Origin of the sequence: Winogradskyella wichelsiae (assembly GCF_013403925.1) — a bacterium.
GTDB lineage: Bacteria > Bacteroidota > Bacteroidia > Flavobacteriales > Flavobacteriaceae > Winogradskyella > Winogradskyella wichelsiae.
Genome location: NZ_JABFDJ010000002.1, coordinates 454344 through 469458, shown reverse-complemented (window position 1 = coordinate 469458; position 15115 = coordinate 454344). Strand labels below are relative to the sequence as shown.

The following is a 15115-nucleotide window of genomic DNA, read 5'->3' as shown; positions in this document are numbered from 1 at the left end:
TAAACTAAGAAAAGATTTTTTAATAATTAAAGAGAGTTCCGTTTTTACGGAAAGTGAGCATGGCAAGAGACGAACAATTAAAAGAACGATGGGATTTGTTAGTGAAAAAACTCTCAGATCAATTTGCAGATGGTGATAGATTAGATCTCGATTCTATAATTTATCTTATAGGAGTACAAGAGTTGGGGCAATTACACCGTGAATATAAAAAAGATCATAAACTAGATTTAATGCACATTGCTATTTGTAAAGTGTTAGAGCCTTATGGTTTTTATGAATTTGATTATGTAGATGATGACGGTTGGCCACATTATAAAGTTTTAGCGCAATTGCCACACCTTAAGGCTGGTGAACAAAGTGTGTTGATGAAAGAAGCAATAGTAAATTATTTTGTAGAATCTGATTATATTGCATAATTTACACTAGTAAGTAACTTTGTGTTATTAAATTTTATTAGGACTTAGAGCGTGTTTTTACGTTGATAATTCCTTAAATTTGCCACCTACTTTTAGAAACCATGATAGACAAGATAAAAGAACTTATAGCAGAAGCGGATGCTTTTAAAGCACAATCGAAAGAAGAAGTTGAAGCCTTTAGAATAAAATATTTAGGCTCAAAAGGACATTTGAGAGCGTTTTATGGCGAATTAAAAAATGTGGCGAATGATCAGAAACGAGAATTTGGGCAAATTATTAATGAGCTTAAAACTACAGCAGAAGCTAAAGTAAACACTTTAAAAGAAGCCTTAGAAAGTGAAGAAGAGGACAAGGGGATCTATGGTGATTTATCACGTCCAAGTGAACCTATTGCTTTAGGAGCACGCCATCCTATTTCTATAGTAAAGAATGAAATTATAGACATTTTTTCTCGTATTGGTTTTAATGTTAGTGAAGGTCCTGAGATTGAAGATGATTGGCATAACTTTACAGCATTAAATTTACCAGAATATCATCCGGCAAGAGATATGCAGGATACATTCTTTATTCAAACTGATCCAGATATTTTATTACGTACACATACCAGTTCGGTACAAGTACGTTATATGGAAAACAATCAGCCACCAATTAGAACAATTTCTCCTGGTCGTGTATATAGAAATGAAGCTATTTCTGCACGTGCACACTGTTTCTTTCATCAAGTAGAAGGTTTGTATATTGATAAGGATGTAAGTTTTGCAGATTTAAAACAAACACTTCAATATTTTACTACTGAAATGTTCGGGAAATCTAAAATTAGATTGCGTCCATCATATTTTCCGTTTACAGAACCTAGCGCCGAAGTTGATGTGTATTGGGGACTAGAAACTGAGACCGATTACAAAATTACTAAAGGTACAGGTTGGTTAGAAATTATGGGATGCGGTATGGTAGACCCTAACGTTTTAGAAAATTGTGGTATTGATTCTAAAGTGTATTCTGGATTTGCATTTGGAATGGGAATTGATCGTATAGCAATGTTATTAAATCAAATTAGCGATATTCGTTTGTTAAGCGAAAATGATGTTCGCTTTTTAGAACAATTTAAAAGTTCACTTTAACTATTAAATAGCTTATCGGTAGCTTGTTTTGCGATGTTTAAAGGTCGTAAAGCATTCTTTCTCTTAAAAGCATTAGACTCCATTCTAATCAAAATATTTTCAAGGGTTTTTATCGCATTATTGATATAAGAACCCTTGTTTAACATGACGCATTCTGCATAAGCACCTTGCGTGGCATCACTTATTTCTGCTCTAGTTGGAATTCCAGTTTTTGCTAAATTTTCAAGGACTTGGGTGGCCCAAATTACAGGGATATGTGCGGCTTCACAAATCCATAATATTTGGTTTTGTACTTCAGAAATTCGTTCAAACCCAACTTCTACAGCAAGATCTCCACGGGCAATCATCACGCCAATTCTATGATGTTTCATGCCTTCTAATAATATTTCTGGTAAGTTTTCAAAAGCTTCAACATTTTCAATTTTAAAGACAACGCCTATATCTTTTGCTTTTTGTTTTTTTAACTGTTCAAATAAACATTCTACATCTTCTTTGTTTCGTACAAAAGAGTAGCCTAGTAAATCTGCATTTTCGCAAGCAAAAGGTAAGTTTTTAATATCCTGCTCGGTAAGCGCAGGTAATTTGTATTTGGTATGTGGCAGATTGATGCCTTTTTCTGATGATAATTTAGATTTATAGCAATCTGTAATTAAAAGTTCAACATCTTTTTTAGATTTAGAAAGCACTTGCGCTTTTATCATTCCGTCATCAAAAAACACAACATCGTTTACTTTAATTTCATCAACAATTTCATGTAGCATTACACCAATTTCGGCTTTTTCAATCTGTGTATTGCTGTTATCAAATTTAGAGGCTTTTCCTTTGGTTCTTCGCTTTGTTAAAATGATATGATCTCCTTTTTTTATAGGAATACTTTTTCCTATTTTTCCATTATCATTTCTAATTTCAATAGTTGATGTTCTAAATTTTGGACCTGCTAAGTCCATATAGATTTTAATATTAAAATTGGTCTGGTTGTTAATCTCCTTAATGTAAGTGACCATTTGTGTCCATTCTTCAATCGTATCATGACCTAAGTTTATTCGGGCTATTTCCATGCCGTTTTCAGCCATTTCTCTAATAATAGATTTGTCTTTTGCTGCCGTATTAGGTAAAGTGACCATAATTTCTGCAAAATGTTTTGTACGTTGTCTTTTAAATAAAACATTAGCATTCTTTTTAACTAGTTTTTTACTTTTTTTGTAACCAATTAATTCCATTTTAGAAGGTTCTGGTTGTGGTAAGGCTTGTAGTAGTTTTAGATTTCTTACAACGTTAAAAATGTTACTATAAACGTAACCTTCAGATGTTCTTATGGAAGAGACACCAACTTCAGATAAATTATCTTGATACTTTCTTAAATCGAAAGTTCTTAAAATTAAATAACGGCACAGGTTCTTAGCGCTCAACTTATAGTTATCATGAATCTTGCTTGTCAGGCTATTAATATTTTCTTCATTACCTTCAATAGAATGTAAGATGTTTTCTAAGCCGCTGGTTAGTTTACTCAATTTCATAAAACCTAAATTTATGCGATGATTAATATAAAATTAGAGTAATAAAGATACGAAATGAGCATATATTAATTTATGATTTTCATCATGAGAAAAATTAAATTAATTGAGGTATTCTGTTTTATAAATTAAAGCGAGCATTCGTCTTAAAATAATTGATTTGGTTTATTTTTGAAAATTGAAAATACAAGCAGGTATTAAAGTGTGATTTTATGAAAAAAGATATTGAAATTCCAGAAGTAAAGGATGTCTATGTTGCCGTAGTGCAAGAACAACATTTAGAATATAAAACCTTGGACTGGAACGCTTATATTATTAATAATAGCGATAAGGATTTAGATACGGTACTTATTATGAGTAGAGGATATAATGACAAGAAAGTAACACCAGTGATGCGACATACCATCGCTAAATTACCAGCAAGAAGCTATGCGAAGATCGAATTTTTACAAGAGAAGGTATTGGCGTTAAATAATGAGTTTAGTGTAACTTATTTTATAGGGAATCAAATGTTCGATAAAAGCTATTTGTTTATAGCAAACAGTATTAACGAAAAAGCATTACAAACCGTTCCTTTGATGCAATTGAAAGGGATTATTGTAAAATAAAGATTCCTGCAGATAGCAGGAATCTTATTTTAAGTATATATAGTTTTGTTGAATGTAACTTAATCTAATTTGTCTACTAATTTTTCAAAGACTTGTTTCGGGTTTTTATTTTCGTATAGAATCTCATAGATAGCTTTAATAATTGGTAGTTGTACTTTGTTTTTATTCTTTTTATTTAAGTCGTAAGCACTTTTAGTGGCGTAATAACCTTCTGCAACCATATTCATTTCCATTTGTGCAGATTTAACGGTGTAGCCTTTGCCAACCATACTTCCAAACATTCTGTTACGAGAAAACACAGAGTAACCTGTGACTAATAAGTCCCCTAAATATGCAGAATTATTAATGTTTCGTTTCATTTTGTGTGTCTTTTTGATAAAGCGTTTCATTTCGCGAATAGCATTACTCATTAAAACACTTTGAAAATTATCTCCATAACCTAAGCCATGTGCAATTCCGGCAGCAATAGCATAGATGTTTTTAAGCATTACGGCATATTCTATACCAATAACATCATCGCTAATTTTTGTTTTTATATAGTCGCTAGATAGTGTATCTGCAATAGCTTGTGCTTTTTTAGCATCGTCACAAGCAATAGTTAAATAAGACAAACGCTCTAAAGCCACCTCTTCCGCATGGCAAGGACCAGCAATAACAGCAATGTTAGCAAAAGGAATATTATAGATATCATGAAAATGTTCACCGACCAATTTTCCGGTTTCTGGCATGATGCCTTTTACGGCAGAAACTACAGTTTTATTGCTAATATCAACCGATAATTTCTTCAGCTCCGCATGAATAAACGCAGAAGGAATAACAAAGATTAAGACATCTGCCCAATCTGCTATCTCGTTAATATCATTACTTAATTTTAATTGTTCTGAATTAAACTCTACAGAACTTAAATAACTTGGGTTGTGTTGCTCTTTCAAAAGATGTTCTTTGGTGTAAGCACTGCGCATATACCAACCCACTTCATCTAAATTTTCGCAAAGCATTTTTACGATAGCTGTTGCCCAACTTCCTGCGCCAAATACAGCATATTTTATAGTGTCACTCATAGTGATTGTGTCATTTTTCTATATCAAAAATACGGAAAATTAAGCTAAAAAGTAATTTGCTATTCTGTTATAATACCAAAGAAGCAATTGGTTTTTATAGTGCGGTTTTACTTTGCTCAATGATAGATTTTAAAATCAATATTCTTTTTTTTGGCACGTGTTTTGAAACGCTCATAAATAACAACTTTAAAATCTTGAGATTATGAAAACGATAAAACTACTATTAGGATTTGCACTTATAGCTACATTATTTACATCTTGCTATACTGAAGAAATTTACGTTAATGAGGAACCAACAGTATCTTTAAATCAATTATTAAATTCTTATGATTTATGGTATATCGATATTAATGAAACACAGGGCTATGGTGAAACTCCATTTTTGCAAATGGCATTTACTATTTCGTTTAATAATGGTCGTTTGTATGCCAATAATAATTTAGTTGGTATAGGAAGTGAAGGCAATGGTTATGGTGTTGATATTGGAAGCTATGATGCCTATGATATGATTTTAGATGTAGATCACGTCATAGATGGTTATGATAGTTTTGATGTGTATCAAGTAGATAATAATACTATTGAATTGTATAACCCCTTTAATGATACCTCATATTTTTTAGATGGTTATCAGAGATCAAATTTTGACTATGACTTTGTTTTTTACGATAATATTCATTATTTCTTACAAGAATATGAGGCTTGGGAAAAAACATATACTAGTAATTTTGGTGCATTAAATGATTTTGATAATGAGAATTATTTACAATTTTTAGCTGGTGGAAATGATGATATTTTTAGAAGTTCTCAGGACCAGAATATATACAATACTAATAATATCTATTGGGATTTTACAGGTGATTATTCTGTAGGTGATATATCTAATAATATCTATGAAAAAACATTAACATTAGATTATGACTTCTTTGACAATGAATTCTTCAATCTTACCGTTATTAATGAAAGCACCATAGAATTGTTTCACGCAAACTCTGGTACTGTTTACGAATTTAAAGGCATAGGCTATATTGCTTATTATAGAAGTTCTACAGAAGATGGGAAATCTACATCATCTGACGAAAGATTTAAAAAGCGTAAACAAAAAACAAAAAAAGTAGAGAATACTAGAACTAATACAAGAAGCTAAATTTGGTTGGTTATTTAGCTTCTAAACACTCATCTGAACTTGATTTAGATGAGTGTTTTCTTTTTTTAGGTATTACACTTTGGTACACAGAATTTTTTTTCCTGTTAAAAATGATTTATAAATCTTTTAAAGTTACCTCTAAATCTTCAATTCCGTGAGGTTTGGCTATAATAACTTTAGATGCGTCTAATAGAAAATATGTAGGAGTTGCAGAAACTCCGTATGTATTTACTATTGGATTATCCCATTTACCTAAACCTATTTGATGAATAAATTCAGGATAATTTTTAATTTCTTTGCTCCACTTTTTATCATCATCTTCTAGGCCAAAAGCAACAACTTTTAAATGAGGCTTATTAGCGACCATAGCTTTTACTTTTGGTAATTCATTTAAACAATGACTGCAACCGCTACTCCAAAAAATAAGCAAATAATGATCAGCACCTTCTAATTCAAGTAAACTTGTTTTTTTGTCATTCAAAGTAATTTCAAAATCCTGAGCAACAGAACCAACAGAAGTATTTTTATAAGAAATAAGAGTGTTTTCTAAGACAATACTATTTGTTTTTTGTGCCAATTCTAATAAATAATTATCAGTTATGTAATTAGCAACATCATTATTTTTTAAGATTACAAAACGTTGCCAAAGTATTTCTAATAAGCTTGTTTTAATAGCAGAATCATCATTACTAATTGCTTTTGCAACATCATCTACGTGTTGTTTATAAGTATCATTATTTGGATTATCAACCATATGAAAAACATAGGCTGTTACACGATCTGTTAAGTATGAAGAACTTTGTAACAAATGATCACTGAAATCTATTTGACTTAAATAATGCTGTTTTAAATGATTAGAATAAGTACTGATGTCTTCATGTTTTGATGGCATATATGGTCGGTTAGCCTGTATAAAATGGGACACTAATTTGTCTTCTGCTAATTCTTCGTAAGCGGTTTGGGTATCTTTTAAAGTTTTAAAAATAGCATTAAAACCTTTTTTATCTGTATTCTCTTTACCGTAATAATTACTTATGGTTTGGTTGACCATATCAATACTTTTTAAGTAAGAATACCACAATTTATTTTCCTCAGATGTTGTAAAATTTATACCTTTATCTAGGCTGAAATTGAAAGCAATACTTTCTTTTCCGTCATAAATAAAATCAAAATTATTTTCTTCAGGTGGAGTTGCATATACAATTTTATAAATCCCAGGAGTTAACGTTGAATCTAATTGAATTTCGAAAGTACCATTCTCATCTACTTGTCCTCTGTCTATATAGTTAGCGCTATCTGGTGTTGCATGGTATAGAAATGCATAACTAAAATCTTCAGCTGGCGAAAATGTGCCTTTTACACTTTGTGCTATTGAAATTAAAGGTAAAACCAATAGTAGAATTAATATTTTTTTCATCTTGTAAATTGTTTTTATTATGCCTCTAGAATAGAGATCTGGTAAGCTTAAAAATAAGGCTGTAAATTTAATACTTATTAGCATGTTATGGTAACGGTTTAACAACTTCAATAATTGCACCATTATAATTCTGTTTTAGACATTTTTAGATCTTACGCTTTCTACAACAACAGTTGCTAATATTAAGCCACCACCAATAAAGGTGTGTATCGTTGGAATTTCGTTCAAGAAAAAATAAGCAATTATTATTCCGAAAACAGGTTGTGTACTGCCAATAATACTTGCTGTACTCGCTTTAAAGTGTTTCAAGCTATTAACAAACATGGTGTGCCCTAAAGTTGTTGTGACTAATGCTAACATTAAGATGTAAGGATATTGTGTGGTAATTGAAGCTGTTCCCATAAAATATAAGCTTGGTGCTAAAACTATAGATAGTATAAGTACTTGATAGAACATCAACATTGTACTGTTATATTTAGTTACGTGTCCTTTTAACATTAGAATTCTAATGGCATAACATAGTGCAGATACCAAACCAAATAAAAGCCCTTTGAGTTGATTGCTTTCAATGTTAAATTCTGGTGCTAAAATATAAATCCCAACGAGTACCATTAATGCTAGTAATAAGTGCATCGGGTCAAATTTAGTTTTAACAAATAAAGGTTCGAGAAGTGCTATTAAAACAGGAAAAGTAAAAAGGGATAGCATACCAATGGCAACATTAGAAAACTTTAAAGCATAAAAATAAAAAATCCAATGCCCACCCATAAATAAGGCTGCAATAAAAAAGGTTGAACGGTCTTTTTTGTTAGCTATTTTTAAGTCGATACCCTTATATAAACAAAATGCAAATAAAAAAATCACTGATAAAATACAACGCCACCAAATAATAACAGGCGTTGGCATATCTATAAATTTACCTAAAGGACCAGAAGTACTCATAAATAATGTTGCTATGGTAAGCAACAAGAGGTTATTTAAATGATTTTTTTCATTCATTATATATCCTTTAATGCCATAAGTGCTTGCTTTGTATTTTTAATTTTATCGAAGGTAATGAGCAAGCGTAATCCTTTTCGAGTTTGTTTTTCTTTAATGGTACATTTTCCGGCATTTGTTTGAACAAATTGCATTACTCTAGAGAAATCTGGACTCTGATAAAAATTACTTTGCTGATCTTGTATGAAATAACCAATCATTTTATTCTGTTTCATGATTAGTTTTTCAATTCCCATTTTTATGGCTATCCATTTTAAGCGTACACTATCTAATAAGTCCGAAACTTGAGTAGGCAACTCTCCAAAACGGTCAATAATATCGGCTTCAAACTTAGCGAGTTCTTCTTCTGTTTTAATACCGTTTAGTTTAGTGTAAAGATTAAGACGTTCGGTAATATTATTTATATAATCATCTGGAAATAACAATTCAAAATCCGTATCGATGGTCATATCTTTAACGTAATTTTTAGGCTTACCATCGTCTTTATATAGATCTGAAAACTCTGTTTCTTTTAATTCTTCTATGGCTTCATTTAAAATCTTTTGATAAGTATCAAAACCTATATCTGTAATAAACCCACTTTGCTCTCCTCCTAATAGATCTCCAGCTCCACGAATTTCTAAATCTTTCATAGCAATATTAAATCCGCTACCTAATTCTGTAAATTGCTCTAAAGCCGATATACGTTTTCTTGCATCAGATGTCATTGCAGAATGTTCAGGTGTAATAAAATAACAGAATGCTTTTTTATTACTTCTCCCTACACGTCCACGCATTTGGTGCAAATCACTTAGACCAAAGTTATTGGCATTATTGATAAAAATAGTATTAGCATTTGGTACATCTAAACCACTTTCAATAATAGTGGTGCTTACCAAAACATCAAACTCACCATTCATAAAAGCCAACATAAGACTTTCTAGTTTTTTTCCATCAAGCTGTCCGTGGCCAATTCCAATTTTAGCATCTGGTACCAAACGCTGAATCATGCCAGCAACTTCCTTAATATTTTCAATACGATTATGAATAAAAAAGACTTGTCCGCCACGTTCAATTTCATAACTCACGGCATCTCTAATAGTTTCCTCACTAAAACGGATTACATGACTTTCAATAGGGTACCTATTTGGTGGTGCTGTGTTAATAACAGATAAATCTCGTGCAGCCATTAAGCTAAATTGAAGTGTTCTAGGTATAGGCGTTGCTGTTAAGGTTAATACGTCTACGTTTTCTTTAATAGTTTTTAGTTTTTCTTTTACGGCTACTCCGAATTTTTGTTCTTCGTCAACAATTAATAGACCTAAATCTTTAAATTTTACGTTTTTGCTAGCCAATTGATGAGTACCAATAATAATATCGATGTTACCTTTTTCTAAGCCTTCTAATGTTTCGCGCTTTTCTTTAGCGGTTCTAAATCGATTAAGGTAATCTACCGTTACAGGAAAATCTTTTAAACGCTCTTTAAAGGTTCGAGCATGTTGGTATGCAAGTATTGTAGTTGGTACTAAAACAGCAACTTGTTTGCCATTATCTACCGCTTTAAAGGCGGCTCTTATAGCAACTTCTGTTTTTCCAAAACCAACATCTCCACAGATAAGTCGATCCATTGGACGCTCACTTTCCATGTCTGCTTTAATATCTGCAGTTGAAGTGATTTGATCTGGTGTGTCCTCGTATACAAAAGAAGCCTCCAGTTCTAATTGCATGTGACTGTCGGGTTCATACTGAAAACCTTTTTTAAGCTTTCGTTTAGCGTATAACTTTATAAGATTGAAAGCAATTTCTTTAACTCTAGACTTTGTTTTTTGTTTTAATGTTGTCCAAGCTTTACTTCCTAATTTGTAAACGGTTGGTGGTTTACCATCCTTACCGTTAAACTTTGTGATTTTATGAAGCGAGTGAATACTGAGGTATAATATATCGCGCTCACCATAAACTAATTTTATAGCCTCTTGCTTTTTGCCTTCTACATCTATTTTTTGAAGGCCTCCAAATTTTCCAATACCATGATCTATGTGAGTAACGTAATCACCAATTTCTAGATTTGTAAGTTCTTTTAAGGTTATGGCTTGCTTTTTGGCGTAACCATTTTTAAGATGAAATTTATGATAACGATCGAAAATTTGATGATCTGTATATATGGCAATATTATGTTCTGTGTCTACAAAACCTTGGTATAGAGAAAGGACTACTGTTTTATAATGAACCTCTTGTTCTGCATCATCAAAAATATCATGAAAACGTTTGGCTTGCTGCTCGCTTACACAGGAAATATAGTTGGTAATACCATTAGCATGGTTTTCGTTTAAATCTTTAATTAATAGATTGAATTGTTTATTAAATGCTGGTTGTGGTGTGGTATAAAAGGCGATAAGTTGTTTTGCAAATACGGCATCGGTTCCAAATTCAATCAGAGCATATTCTAAAAACTGTCGTTTTAATAATTCAGAATTACAAAACAATTGTTCAGGTGTAGCATGCTTTATCTCGCTTGATATATTTTTAAAAGCATCTTCTGCTTTTGCATAAAAATCATCAATTCTAGAAAATATTAAAGATGTGTTTTTAGTAAATATAACCGTATTTTTAGCAATGTATTTTAAAAAACTTTCACGCTGTTCAGCGATGAGTTTATTGGCTACATTAGGTATTATACTTACTTTTTTAATGCGTTCTGTAGAGAGTTGTGTTTCTACGTCAAAAGTTCTAATACTATCAACTTCATCTCCAAAAAACTCAATACGGTAAGGTTCATCGTTAGAAAACGAAAACACGTCTACAATACCTCCTCTTACCGAGAAATCACCTGGTTCTGTAACAAAATCTACACGTTTAAATTTGTATTCAAATAAAACTTCGTTTACAAAATCGATGCTAAGATCGTTACCTACAGCAATTTTTAAAGTGTTTTTCTCAAGTTCTTTTTTAGTAACCACTTTTTCAAAAAGCGCATCAGAATAAGTTACTATAACACATGGTTTTTTACGAGAATTAATACGGTTTAAAACCTCTGCACGTAATAATACATTTGCGTTATTAGTTTCTTCAATTTGATACGGTCTACGATAACTGCCAGGATAGAACATGACATCTTTGGCATTAATGAGTTGCTCTAAATCATTAAGATAGTAGGCTGCTTCTTCTTTGTCATCAAAAACCAATAAAAATGGTTTATCTGCTGTTTTAAAAATTTCTGAAACAACAATGGAAAAAGAAGATCCTAAAAGACCTTTTAAATGTGTTTTTGTATCGCTTTTGGCAATAGTAGTCTGCAGATTTTGCAGTTGCAAAGTCTGTGCGAATGTTTGGGAGATAGATACTTTACTCAAGTTTCTTTGTTTGATTATGCAAATATAAAATTTTTGAAGTGCCCAATACTGATAATTATGTGAATAGAATTATATTTGTTCATTAATTAATAATAAGAGAATTTAAATAACAATAAAAAATATGTCATTTTCAGATTTATTCGATAGCGGATTTAAAAAACGTAACGAAGACCATTTTGCTGCAATTGTTAGAGTAGCACAGAGTGATGGTATTATTACCGATAAAGAAAAAGCATTTCTCGATCGGCTAGCAACACGCTTAGATATATCAGCTGACGAGTACGAAGAAATACTTAAAGATTATAAAAGTCACCCAATTAACCCACCAACATCTTATGATCAACGTTTAGAGCGTTTATATGATTTAGCACGTATGGTTTGGATTGATGATATTGAAGGGCCAAATCAACATTGGTTATTAGAAAAGTTATGTGTTGGTTTAGGATTTCATGCGCAAAATGTAAGATATATTGCAGATAAGGCTTTAGCACTTGCTCATGATAAAGTAGATGCTGATACTTTTACTACCGAAATGAAAAATATGAACAGATAGTTATTTACTAATGTTCTATAAAACAAAAAAGCAACCTAATTAATTAGGTTGCTTTTTTTTATGAATCTAAATTAAATTCTATTTAAAATTCGCTATCAGCATTACGCATAAACTCTTCAGCTTTTTCTACCATATTTTTACTTCCGCAAATAAATGGTGCACGTTCATGCAATTCAGAAGGTTCTATATCCATAATACGTGTGTAACCATCGCTAGCTTTTCCGTTTGCTTGTTCTGCTAAAAACGCCATAGGGTTACATTCGTATAACAAACGTAGTTTTCCGTTAGGGTTTTTAGAACTTTTAGGATACATGTATATACCACCTTTAATCATGTTTCTATGAAAATCAGAAACTAAAGATCCGATATAACGACTAGTATAGGGTCTATCTCCTTCTTCTTCCTGGCAATATTTTATATACTTTTTTATACCGATTGGAAAGTGTGAGTAATTACCTTCATTTACAGAGTAGATATTTCCGTCTTCAGGAAATTTCATATCAGGATGTGATAAATAATACGATCCAATTGCAGGATTTAATGTAAAACCATTAACACCATGTCCTGTAGTATAGACTAGCATTGTTGAGGTGCCGTATACTACATAACCAGCAGCAACTTGTGCGCTTCCTTTTTGTAAGAAATCTTCAATTTTTACTGGTGTTCCAATAGGTGTTACACGTCTGTAAATTGAAAATATGGTTCCTACAGAAACATTTACATCAATGTTAGATGAACCATCTAACGGATCTATTAAAACAACATATTTATTCTGATTGTTTTCATCTTGACTATTAATTGCAATAAAATCATCCTCTTCTTCACTTGCAATACCACAAACAATGTTTCGTTTAGTTAAGGTTTGAATAAATTTATCATTAGCGTAAACATCTAGTTTTTGTTGATCTTCACCTTGAATATTAGTTTCGCCAGCATTGCCAATAATATCTACTAAACCAGCTTTGTTAACTTCATGATTTACAACTTTAGCAGCTAAACGAATAGAGTTTAGAAGACGAGAAAGTTCACCAGAAGTGTATTTAAAAGCGGTTTGATTTTCAATTATAAATTCCCCTAAGGTTTGATTTGGTTTAGACATGAAGTATGATATTGATTAATACCTCACAAATATCGTGCTTTTTAACAAACTATATCGTTTTCGTTGTCTAAAAAAATTGTTTTGTAAAGCGAGTTTAGATTATCTTTGAAGTTTTTATTTGTAAAATGGAACAACCAAGATTAGCAGTAGTACAAGATATGCCAAGAGTTTTAGAACTTATACATGAGTTGGCAACTTTTGAAAAAGAAGCAGATGCAGTAGAAATTACATTGTCTGATTTAGAGCAAGATGGGTTTGGGATAGACCCAAAATTCACTTGTTTTGTTGTTGAAGTTGAAAACAATGTTGAAGGTATTGCATTAGTTTATCCAAGATATTCTACATGGAAAGGCGTAATACTGCATTTAGAAGACCTTATTGTAAGTGAGAAATGTAGAGGTAATGGTTTAGGAACCCTACTTTTAAATTCCGTTGTAAAACAAGCAAAAAAGCTCGGTGTAAAACGTGTAAGTTGGGACGTTTTGGATTGGAACGAACCTGCCATAAAATTCTACGAAAGCAAAGGTGCAGATGTAAAACGAGATTGGGATGTGGTGCATTTAGATGAAAACGGAATTAAGAATTATTTAGATCAATTATAATGCAAATTTTTAAGTTTGGTGGAGCTTCTGTTAAGGATGCAGATGGCATAAAAAACCTAGCAAAGGTTTTAGAAACTACAGGTTATGATAATACGTTAGTTGTGATTTCTGCAATGGGGAAAACAACTAATAAAATGGAAATGGTTATTGAATGTTATTTTGATAATAAACCTGAATTGCCTAATGCCATTCATGATGTTATTAAGTATCACGATGATATTTTATTAGATTTATTTGAGACCAATCGTCATCAGGTATTTGTTGCCGTTAAAATACTTTTTGATGAATTAAATGCCTTTTTTAAAAGTAATAAGTCACCAGATTACAATTATGTTTATGATCAGATTATTGGTTATGGTGAGTTAATTTCAACAACAATTGTTAGTCATTACCTCAATGAAATTGGTTTAAATAATAATTGGATTGATGTAAGAGAGTTTATAAAAACGGATAATTACTATAGACATTCTAATGTTAATTGGGAAGCTACACAAAGTAATATTTCATCTCACTTGGATACTTCTGTTTTAAATATTACACAAGGTTTTTTAGGAAGTGATGCTAACAATTTTACAACGACATTGGGTAGAGAAGGTAGCGATTATACTGCTGCGATTTTCGCTTATTGTTTAAACGCTAATAGTGTTACCATTTGGAAAGATGTACCTGGTGTATTAAATGCAGATCCACGTTATTTTGAAAATGCACAATTAATACATCAAATATCTTATAGAGAGGCTATTGAGTTAGCGTTTTATGGCGCATCTGTAATTCATCCCAAAACGCTACAACCTTTACAAAGAAAGGAAATTCCGTTATATGTAAAATCGTTTTTAAATGCTAAAGGAGCTGGTACTTGTGTTAGCAAAGGAGAGACTTTAGATCCGGAAATTCCGTGTTTTATTGTAAAGAAAAATCAAACTTTAATATCATTGTCTTCCTTAGATTTTTCGTACATTATGGAAGATAATATAAGTGATATTTTTAGCTTATTACACTTGTATAAAATGAAAGTTCATGTTATTCAGAATTCGGCCATTAGCTTTTCTGTTTGCATTGAAAATTTATATGATAATCTAGAGAAATTACTTCAGCATTTAAAAGCTAAATTCAAAGTTACTTGTCATAATAATGTAAATCTCTACACTATAAGGCATTATAATGAAATTGTTGTTAATGAACTAGAAAAGGATAAAACTGTTTTATTAAAACAGTTAGCGCAAGGGACAGTTCAAATTGTTACTAAATAAAT

At 31.4% G+C, this 15115-nt stretch carries 13 protein-coding genes; 7 read left to right on the top strand and 6 right to left on the bottom strand.

The genetic code is table 11. From position 1 onward, the window contains the following. The first annotated feature begins 59 nt into the window (after positions 1-59). Positions 60-416: a hypothetical protein gene (locus HM985_RS05700; protein WP_179375325.1), complete on the top strand. Its 357-nt coding sequence runs from the start codon at positions 60-62 to the stop codon at positions 414-416. 101 nt (positions 417-517) lie between these two features. Further along, entirely contained in the window at positions 518-1537 is a 1020-nt protein-coding gene (gene pheS, locus HM985_RS05695; protein WP_179375324.1) for a phenylalanine--tRNA ligase subunit alpha, read from the top strand. Here pheS and HM985_RS05690 read toward each other — a convergent pair. Continuing rightward, entirely contained in the window at positions 1534-3054 is a 1521-nt protein-coding gene (locus HM985_RS05690) for a pyruvate kinase (protein ID WP_179375323.1), read from the bottom strand. The genes pheS and HM985_RS05690 overlap by 4 nt on opposite strands. Positions 3055-3263: 209 nt before the next feature. Here HM985_RS05690 and HM985_RS05685 point away from each other — a divergent pair, with 209 nt between their 5' ends. Then, on the top strand, positions 3264-3659 hold the full coding sequence (locus HM985_RS05685) for a hypothetical protein (RefSeq protein WP_179375322.1): 396 nt from the start codon (positions 3264-3266) through the stop codon (positions 3657-3659). 59 nt (positions 3660-3718) lie between these two features. Here the strand turns inward: HM985_RS05685 and HM985_RS05680 are convergent, their stop codons facing one another. Next, entirely contained in the window at positions 3719-4720 is a 1002-nt protein-coding gene (locus HM985_RS05680; RefSeq protein ID WP_179375321.1) for an NAD(P)H-dependent glycerol-3-phosphate dehydrogenase, read from the bottom strand. Positions 4721-4922: 202 nt separating this feature from the next. Between HM985_RS05680 and HM985_RS05675 the strand changes: the two genes are divergently transcribed. Further along, positions 4923-5864: a nicotinic acid mononucleotide adenyltransferase gene (locus HM985_RS05675; protein WP_179375320.1), complete on the top strand. Its 942-nt coding sequence runs from the start codon at positions 4923-4925 to the stop codon at positions 5862-5864. A 115-nt stretch (positions 5865-5979) separates the two neighbouring features. Here the strand turns inward: HM985_RS05675 and HM985_RS05670 are convergent, their stop codons facing one another. The 3 genes from HM985_RS05670 to mfd all read right to left on the bottom strand — a co-directional run bounded on the left by HM985_RS05670 (position 5980) and on the right by mfd (position 11609). Further along, a complete protein-coding gene (locus HM985_RS05670) occupies positions 5980-7281 on the bottom strand; it encodes a TlpA family protein disulfide reductase (protein ID WP_179375319.1) in 1302 nt (433 codons plus the stop codon). Between the two features lie 135 nt (positions 7282-7416). Further along, a complete protein-coding gene (locus tag HM985_RS05665; protein WP_179375318.1) occupies positions 7417-8280 on the bottom strand; it encodes a DMT family transporter in 864 nt (287 codons plus the stop codon). Continuing rightward, on the bottom strand, positions 8280-11609 hold the full coding sequence (gene mfd / locus HM985_RS05660; protein ID WP_179375317.1) for a transcription-repair coupling factor: 3330 nt from the start codon (positions 11607-11609) through the stop codon (positions 8280-8282). Before mfd ends, HM985_RS05665 begins: the two co-directional genes overlap by 1 nt. A gap of 121 nt (positions 11610-11730) precedes the next feature. Between mfd and HM985_RS05655 the strand changes: the two genes are divergently transcribed. Beyond that, positions 11731-12162 carry a tellurite resistance TerB family protein gene (locus HM985_RS05655; RefSeq protein WP_179375316.1) on the top strand — a complete coding sequence of 144 codons (432 nt, stop codon included), beginning with the start codon at positions 11731-11733 and terminating at the stop codon, positions 12160-12162. A gap of 82 nt (positions 12163-12244) precedes the next feature. On the opposite strand, the gene fbp is transcribed toward HM985_RS05655, so the two are convergent. Next, entirely contained in the window at positions 12245-13261 is a 1017-nt protein-coding gene (gene fbp / locus HM985_RS05650) for a class 1 fructose-bisphosphatase (protein WP_179375315.1), read from the bottom strand. Between the two features lie 125 nt (positions 13262-13386). Here fbp and HM985_RS05645 point away from each other — a divergent pair, with 125 nt between their 5' ends. Then, positions 13387-13863, top strand: coding sequence for a GNAT family N-acetyltransferase (locus HM985_RS05645; RefSeq protein ID WP_179375314.1), 477 nt, complete (start codon positions 13387-13389; stop codon positions 13861-13863). Then, complete coding sequence (locus tag HM985_RS05640; RefSeq protein WP_179375313.1) at positions 13863-15113, top strand: aspartate kinase; 1251 nt, start codon at positions 13863-13865, stop codon at positions 15111-15113. Before HM985_RS05645 ends, HM985_RS05640 begins: the two co-directional genes overlap by 1 nt. Positions 15114-15115 lie beyond the last annotated feature (2 nt).

What these genes read in the sequence shown, in the direction of transcription:
- HM985_RS05700 (WP_179375325.1), top strand. Translation starts at nt 60, where the DNA reads ATGGCAAGAGACGAACAATTAAAAGAACGATGGGATTTGTTAGTGAAA.
- pheS (WP_179375324.1), top strand. Translation starts at nt 518, where the DNA reads ATGATAGACAAGATAAAAGAACTTATAGCAGAAGCGGATGCTTTTAAA.
- HM985_RS05690 (WP_179375323.1), bottom strand. Translation starts at nt 3,054, where the DNA reads ATGAAATTGAGTAAACTAACCAGCGGCTTAGAAAACATCTTACATTCT.
- HM985_RS05685 (WP_179375322.1), top strand. Translation starts at nt 3,264, where the DNA reads ATGAAAAAAGATATTGAAATTCCAGAAGTAAAGGATGTCTATGTTGCC.
- HM985_RS05680 (WP_179375321.1), bottom strand. Translation starts at nt 4,720, where the DNA reads ATGAGTGACACTATAAAATATGCTGTATTTGGCGCAGGAAGTTGGGCA.
- HM985_RS05675 (WP_179375320.1), top strand. Translation starts at nt 4,923, where the DNA reads ATGAAAACGATAAAACTACTATTAGGATTTGCACTTATAGCTACATTA.
- HM985_RS05670 (WP_179375319.1), bottom strand. Translation starts at nt 7,281, where the DNA reads ATGAAAAAAATATTAATTCTACTATTGGTTTTACCTTTAATTTCAATA.
- HM985_RS05665 (WP_179375318.1), bottom strand. Translation starts at nt 8,280, where the DNA reads ATGAATGAAAAAAATCATTTAAATAACCTCTTGTTGCTTACCATAGCA.
- HM985_RS05655 (WP_179375316.1), top strand. Translation starts at nt 11,731, where the DNA reads ATGTCATTTTCAGATTTATTCGATAGCGGATTTAAAAAACGTAACGAA.
- fbp (WP_179375315.1), bottom strand. Translation starts at nt 13,261, where the DNA reads ATGTCTAAACCAAATCAAACCTTAGGGGAATTTATAATTGAAAATCAA.
- HM985_RS05645 (WP_179375314.1), top strand. Translation starts at nt 13,387, where the DNA reads ATGGAACAACCAAGATTAGCAGTAGTACAAGATATGCCAAGAGTTTTA.
- HM985_RS05640 (WP_179375313.1), top strand. Translation starts at nt 13,863, where the DNA reads ATGCAAATTTTTAAGTTTGGTGGAGCTTCTGTTAAGGATGCAGATGGC.